Source organism: Bradyrhizobium sp. 27S5 (assembly GCF_037217225.1).
Taxonomy (GTDB): Bacteria; Pseudomonadota; Alphaproteobacteria; order Rhizobiales; family Xanthobacteraceae; genus Bradyrhizobium; species Bradyrhizobium septentrionale.
Genome location: NZ_CP147714.1, coordinates 7,856,501 through 7,862,500 on the forward strand (window position 1 = coordinate 7,856,501; position 6,000 = coordinate 7,862,500).

At 64.7% G+C, this 6,000-nt stretch carries 6 protein-coding genes (1 of these 6 running past the window's edge); 4 read left to right on the top strand and 2 right to left on the bottom strand.

Translation table 11 applies throughout. The annotated features are described in order from the left end of the window. Nucleotides 1-133 precede the first annotated feature (133 nt). From WDM24_RS37030 to WDM24_RS37040, 3 genes are all read left to right on the top strand, one after another. The gene (locus WDM24_RS37030) at nucleotides 134-808 is read left to right on the top strand and encodes a GntR family transcriptional regulator (protein ID WP_338829233.1); all 675 of its coding nucleotides are present in this window, start codon (nucleotides 134-136) and stop codon (nucleotides 806-808) included. A 117-nt stretch (nucleotides 809-925) separates the two neighbouring features. Beyond that, nucleotides 926-1,726, top strand: a complete 801-nt coding sequence (locus tag WDM24_RS37035; protein WP_338829234.1) for a phytanoyl-CoA dioxygenase family protein — start codon at nucleotides 926-928, stop codon at nucleotides 1,724-1,726. Nucleotides 1,727-1,876: 150 nt separating this feature from the next. Next, nucleotides 1,877-3,184, top strand: a complete 1,308-nt coding sequence (locus WDM24_RS37040) for an NAD(P)H-dependent oxidoreductase (protein ID WP_338829235.1) — start codon at nucleotides 1,877-1,879, stop codon at nucleotides 3,182-3,184. A 213-nt stretch (nucleotides 3,185-3,397) separates the two neighbouring features. Here the strand turns inward: WDM24_RS37040 and WDM24_RS37045 are convergent, their stop codons facing one another. Continuing rightward, nucleotides 3,398-4,480 carry an NAD-dependent epimerase/dehydratase family protein gene (locus tag WDM24_RS37045; RefSeq protein WP_338829236.1) on the bottom strand — a complete coding sequence of 361 codons (1,083 nt, stop codon included), beginning with the start codon at nucleotides 4,478-4,480 and terminating at the stop codon, nucleotides 3,398-3,400. Between the two features lie 314 nt (nucleotides 4,481-4,794). Here WDM24_RS37045 and WDM24_RS37050 point away from each other — a divergent pair, with 314 nt between their 5' ends. After that, complete coding sequence (locus tag WDM24_RS37050) at nucleotides 4,795-5,883, top strand: TRAP transporter substrate-binding protein DctP (RefSeq protein ID WP_338829237.1); 1,089 nt, start codon at nucleotides 4,795-4,797, stop codon at nucleotides 5,881-5,883. Between the two features lie 74 nt (nucleotides 5,884-5,957). Here the strand turns inward: WDM24_RS37050 and WDM24_RS37055 are convergent, their stop codons facing one another. After that, nucleotides 5,958-6,000 carry the end of a hypothetical protein gene (locus WDM24_RS37055; protein ID WP_338829238.1) on the bottom strand. Its footprint extends 566 nt past the window's final position, so 43 of the gene's 609 nt are visible here — the last part of the coding sequence; its start codon lies off the right edge, out of view; it ends in the stop codon at nucleotides 5,958-5,960.

Consider the following 6,000-nt stretch of genomic DNA (forward strand, 5'->3'; position numbering starts at 1 on the left):
CGTTCAAGTCTCATAAAACTGTCGAACTCTCAATCGCTTAGCTCCGCCGCGAATTGGAGCCTTGACCACTCGCACAACCGGCAGTAGCCTCCTTTTCGAATACGGAATTCCGTATTCCAAATGGACTGATGGCATGATCCCGTTGGACCCGCTTCCGAACCTCATCGACCAGGTCTACGGGCGGTTGCTCGAAGCGATCATCGACCGCACGCTGCTGCCCGGCCAGCGCATCACCCAGAACGAGCTTGCCGAGAAGCTCGGCGTCTCGCGCCAGCCGATCTCGCATGCGCTGCATCTGTTGCATCGCCAGGGCCTCGTCGCAGAGAGCGGCAAGCGCGGCTTCGAGGTGACGCAGCTCGATCCACGGCGCATCCGCGAGCTATATGAGGTCCGCGGCGCCATCGATGCGCTGGCGGCGCGGCTCGCCGCGAGGCGAGTGAAGGAGGATTCCGTTGCACGCACCCAGCTCGAAGCCGCGCTCGAAGCCGGACGCACGATCGACGACAACGTGCCGCTGGCACGCCTGATCGCGCTCGATGTCGACTTCCACAGCGCGATCTATCGGCTCGCCGGCAATTCCGCGATCGAGGAAATGATCGCGCCGCAATGGCCGCATATGCGCCGCTCGATGGCGACCGTGCTCGCCGAGCTGGATTACCGCGGCAGCGCCTGGACCGAACACGAGACCATCGCCGCGCATGTTTTCTCCGGCAATGCCGCAGCCGCGGAAGCCGCAGCGCTGGCACATGCGCAGACTGCCGGACGGATGACGGAAGAGAAGCTGAGAGCGATCGACGTGGCGGCGTGAAACATGCGCTGTCATTCCGGGATGGTGCGCCAGCACCAGACCCGGAATCTCGAGATTCCGGGTTCGATGCTGTCGCATCGCCCCGGAACGACAACAACAAGCAAGGAGGAAAGCACCATGAAACTGACCCAAGAGCAGGTCGAATTTTTCCATCACGAAGGCTGGCTGTTCCTGCCCGAACTGTTCAGCCAGGAAGAGGTCGACTTCCTCGCGCGCGAGGCGGTCTCGATCTATGACGCCAACCGTCCCGAGGTGTGGCGCGAGAAGAGCGGCGCGCCGCGCACCGCCTTCGCCGCGCATCTCTACAACGAGGCGTTCGGCCTCCTCGGCGCGCATCCGCGCATGATCGACCCGATCGAGCAGCTTTTCGGCGAGAAGGTCTACATGCACCAGTTCAAGATCAACGCGAAGGCGGCCTTCACCGGCGACGTCTGGCAGTGGCACCAGGATTACGGCACCTGGAAGCGCGATGACGGCATGCCGGAGCCGCGCGCGATGAACATCGCGATCTTCCTCGACGAGGTGATGCCGATCAACGGCCCCTTGATGCTGGTGCCGCAGAGCCAGACCGCGGGCGACCTGAAGGCGTCGCACGATCTCGAGACCACGTCCTACCCGCTGTGGACGCTGGACGAAGAGACGGTGACCCGCCTCGTGAAGCAGGGCGGCATCGTTGCCCCGACCGGCAAGCCCGGCGGCATGCTGATGTTCCACGGCAATCTGGTGCACGGCTCGAGCGGCAACATCACGCCCTACCCGCGCAAGATCGTGTACCTGACGCTGAACGCGGTCTCGAACTACATCCGCACCCCGACGCGGCCGGAGTACATCGCGCACCGCGACTTCACGCCGATCCAGACCGTGGCCGACGACGCGCTGCTGCGGCTCGCCCGTGCGCCGCGGCAGGCGGCGGAGTAAACTCTCTCGTGCCCCGGACGCAGCGCAGCGCGAAGCAATGCGCTGCTGAGCCCCACTCTAGTTCAACTTCCTCCATGGTTCCCGGCTCTGCGGAGCAGCACTTCGTGCCACACCGCGTCCGGGACACGGCAATGATCCCGGATACCCATCATGAACCTGCATCACCTCCTCAAAACCCGCGCCGCCGCCGGCAAGCCGGTTCGTGTCGTCCTGATCGGCGCCGGAAAGTTCGGCTCGATGTTCCTGTCGCAGGTGCCGCACACGCCGGGGCTTGAGGTACCCGTCATCGTCGATCTCGACCGCAACCGCGCCCGCGAGGCGTGCCGTACGGTCGGCTGGGACGACGCGCGGATCGGCGCGACCACCTTCACCGACGACGGCGCGCGCGCCATCGCCGGCGGCGCATTCGATGTCGTGGTGGAAGCGACCGGCAATCCTGCCGTCGGCATCCGCCATGCCCGCGCGGCGATATCAGCCGGCAAGCATGTCGTGATGGTCAATGTCGAGGCCGATGTGCTGGCCGGGCCGCTGCTCGCCGAGGAAGCGCGCAAGGCCGGCGTGGTCTATTCACTTGCCTATGGCGACCAGCCGGCGCTGACGGCGGAGATGGTCGATTGGGCGCGTGCCACCGGCTTTCGCGTCGTCGCCGCCGGCAAGGGCACCAAATACCTGCCCGCCTATCATGACGTGACGCCGGAAGGCGTGTGGCAGCATTACGGGCTCACCGCCGGCGAGGCGCAATCGGCCGGCATGAACCCGCAGATGTTCAACTCCTTCCTCGACGGCACCAAATCGGCGATCGAGATGGCTGCGATCGCCAATGCCTGCACGCTCGACGTTCCCTCGGAGGGATTGCTGTTTCCGCCCTGCGGCGTCGACGACCTGCCGCATGTGATGCGGCCGCGCGACAAGGGCGGCGTGCTGGAGAAATCCGGCATCGTCGAAGTGGTGTCGTCGCTGGAGCGCGACGGCCGTCCGGTGTTCCGCGATCTGCGCTGGGGCGTCTATGTGGTGCTGGAGGCGCCGAACGACTATGCCGCGGACTGCTTCAGGCAGTATGGCCTCAAGACCGATTCGTCCGGCCGCTATGCCGCGATGTACAAGCCGTATCATCTGATCGGGCTCGAGTTAAATATTTCCGTGCTGTCGGCGGCGCTGCGCAACGAGCCGACCGGACAGCCGCGCGGCTTCCGCGGCGACGTCGCAGCGGTGGCCAAGCGCAACCTGCGCGCCGGCGAGATGCTGGACGGCGAAGGCGGCTACACGGTGTGGGGCAAATTGATGCCCGCCTCCGCCAGCCTCGCCGCCGGCGCACTGCCGATCGGGCTCGCCCATCGCGTCAAGCTGAAGAACGACGTCGCACACGGCGCTGTGGTGCGCTGGAGCGATGTCGAGGTCGACGAGGCCAACGACACGATCAAGACGCGCAAGGCGATGGAGAAGGTGTTCTCGCGCTAGCGTCTTCGTCCACTCAGCTCATAGCGAGGCTGCTCTTCACCTCTCCCCGCGCTTTGCGGGGAGAGGTCGGATCGCATCGCAAGATGCGATCCGGGTGAGGGGCAAGGCACACTGCGCAACGAGCCGCGAAGTGCTCACCGGATGGAGCCCCTCACCCCGCCCTCTCCCCGCAAGAGCGGGGCGAGGGAGACGAGAGAGTGCGGGGGGCTGAGCTCACGGCAGCAGCCGGCTCGCCTTCGCCAGCTTGAACCATTTGCGGAACATCGCCTCGGTATCCATCATCTCGGTGAAGCCGGCCTGGTTGATCTTCACCGTCGAGACGATCGAGGGCGGGCCGGACTCGGTCTGACCGTAGCGCATGCTGTAATCGGCATATTGGAACGACAGGCCGACGAACTCTTCGAGACCAGGTGCGATCAGATCGTGCTTGTTCCGCATCTCGTCCCATACTGCGATCCATTTTGGAGATTCCTGCGCCAGCGACAAAGGCACGTGGCGGCCCGGTGCCATCTCGAGCGCATCTGATACCGCCGGCCAGATATTCTCCCAGGTGAAGACGTCGCCATTGGTGACGTTGAAGGCTTCGTTGCGCGCAGCCTCCGCATCGCCCGACCAGGCGATCGCCCGCGCCAGGAGATCGACGTCGACCGCCTGCGCGACCCGCGGCGCGCCGCCGGGATAATCCAGCGGCCTGCCCTGCTCGCGCAGCACCGCGGCATAGACGCCGAGCGGCGGGATCAGGTCCATCGCGCCGCCCATGGCTTCGCCGATGATCAAGACCGGGCGCAGGATGCTCCAGTACCAGTTCTTGCCCCGCTGCAGCTCGCGCAAGAAATTCTCCTGCGCCCAATAGAAGTTCGGCTGCTCGTACATCTCCGAGCGGCCCTCACGCGCCGGCACCGTGAGCGGCCGGACGTGCACGCCATAGGCCTTGGTGCCCTGCAGCAGCGCGACATGCTTGAGATCGGGCGCGACGGGCTCGAGCACGCCCATCAGATTGCGCAGCATCCGGTCGTTGGTTGCGATCTGCTCCGGATCGCGCCAGCCATCGACCAGGCTCGGGGCTTCATAAAGCGCGGCATAGATCAGGTGGGTCGCGCCGCCGAGCTCGGCCGCGGCGCGGCGGCAATCCTCCGCGCTGGAGAGATCGATCGGCACGTGCCGCGCGCCGTGGAGATCGCGCGGCTTGCGGCGCGACAGCGCAATGCGCTCGCAATCTCCGGATGCGCCGAAGTGTCGCAAGGCGGCGCTGCCCACGAGGCCGGTCGCGCCGGCGACCACGACTTTCTTGGCCATGTCTTCGAACTCCCATCAATCCACCTGTCCTGCGTAGCAGATCGCAGCATGGGCGGCAGCGTCCGTCGCGGCGCCTGCCGGACGAAATCCGTCTGCGTCCGATTTCCTTCGCACCTGCGATGAAGGCAGGCGCTTGATTTCCTCCGGCAAACGATCATCCTGACCGGTGGAACCAGAGACTCGGATTTCCACGGACAAGAGCCCGTCGAGGGTCGCCGGACACACTCACCACAGCAACGTCGATCGATCGGCGAAGAAAAGACGGCACCAAGATCGTTCCCTTGTCGAGCTATCGGCAAACAGGAGGGAATTGCATGAAGCGTCGTGAATTCTTGAAAGCAGGCGGCGTCGGCCTGGCTGCGACGGCGGTCGCGGCACCGGCGGTCGCACAATCGATGCCCGAAGTCAGATGGCGGCTCGCGGCAAGCTGGCCGAAAGCGCTCGATACGCTCTATGGCGGTTGTGAATTCTTCTGCAAGCGCGTCGCCGAGATCACCGACAACCGTTTCCAGATCCAGTCCTTTGCCTCCGGCGAGATCGTGCCGGGCCTGCAGGTCCTGGACGCCGTCTCCAACGGCACGGTCGAGATGGGCAACACTGCCCTGTATTATTACTGGGGCAAGAATCCCGCCTTCACGTTCGGCACGTCGCTGCCGTTCGGCCTCAACACGCGCCAGCATATTTCGTGGCTGCAGTGGGGCGGCGGCACCGATCTGCTCAACGACCTGCTCAAGGAATACAACTGCATCGGCATTCCGACCGGTTCGACCGGCGCCCAGATGGGCGGCTGGTTCCGGAAGGAAATCAAGTCGATGGCGGATTTCCAGGGGCTGAAATTCCGGGTCGGCGGCTTCGCCGGCACCATCATTGCCAAGGTCGGCGGCGTGCCGCAGCAGATCGCAGGCGGCGACATCTATCCGGCGCTGGAGAAGGGCACCATCGACGCCGCCGAATGGGTCGGGCCGTATGACGATGAGAAGCTCGGCTTCGTCAAGGTCGCCAAGTTCTACTACTATCCCGGCTGGTGGGAAGGCACCGGCCAGGGCCACAATGTGATAAACAAGGACAAGTGGAACGCGCTGCCGAAGCACTATCAGGCGGCGGTGCAAGCCGCGTCCGAGGACACCTTCACCTGGGTGACCGGCAAGTATGACGCGGTCAATCCGCCGGCGCTGAAACGCCTGATCGTGGCCGGCGCGCAGCTGCGCCCGTTCCCGCAGGAAGTGCTGGAAGCCTGCTACGGCGCGGCCAACGAGATATATGCCGATCTTGCCAAGAGCAATCCGCATTTCGGCAAGATGTACTCGAGCCTCGCCGCCTATCGCAACGAATCGCTGGCCTGGATGCAGGTCGCCGAGCTCTCGTTCGACAGCTTCATGATGCGGATGCGCACGCGGACCTGAGCCGAACGTGGTTTGAGATACAAAAAAAGCCCCGGAGAATTTCTCCGGGGCTCATTTTTGGTTCCAGTGACAGCTCAGTTGTCGTCGCTGCCGCCGAACTCTTCCATCAGCTTGTCG

Excerpts from the sequence above, each read along its gene's own strand:
- WDM24_RS37030 (WP_338829233.1), top strand. The coding sequence starts at position 134 with ATGATCCCGTTGGACCCGCTTCCGAACCTCATCGACCAGGTCTACGGG.
- WDM24_RS37035 (WP_338829234.1), top strand. The coding sequence starts at position 926 with ATGAAACTGACCCAAGAGCAGGTCGAATTTTTCCATCACGAAGGCTGG.
- WDM24_RS37040 (WP_338829235.1), top strand. The coding sequence starts at position 1,877 with ATGAACCTGCATCACCTCCTCAAAACCCGCGCCGCCGCCGGCAAGCCG.
- WDM24_RS37045 (WP_338829236.1), bottom strand. The coding sequence starts at position 4,480 with ATGGCCAAGAAAGTCGTGGTCGCCGGCGCGACCGGCCTCGTGGGCAGC.
- WDM24_RS37050 (WP_338829237.1), top strand. The coding sequence starts at position 4,795 with ATGAAGCGTCGTGAATTCTTGAAAGCAGGCGGCGTCGGCCTGGCTGCG.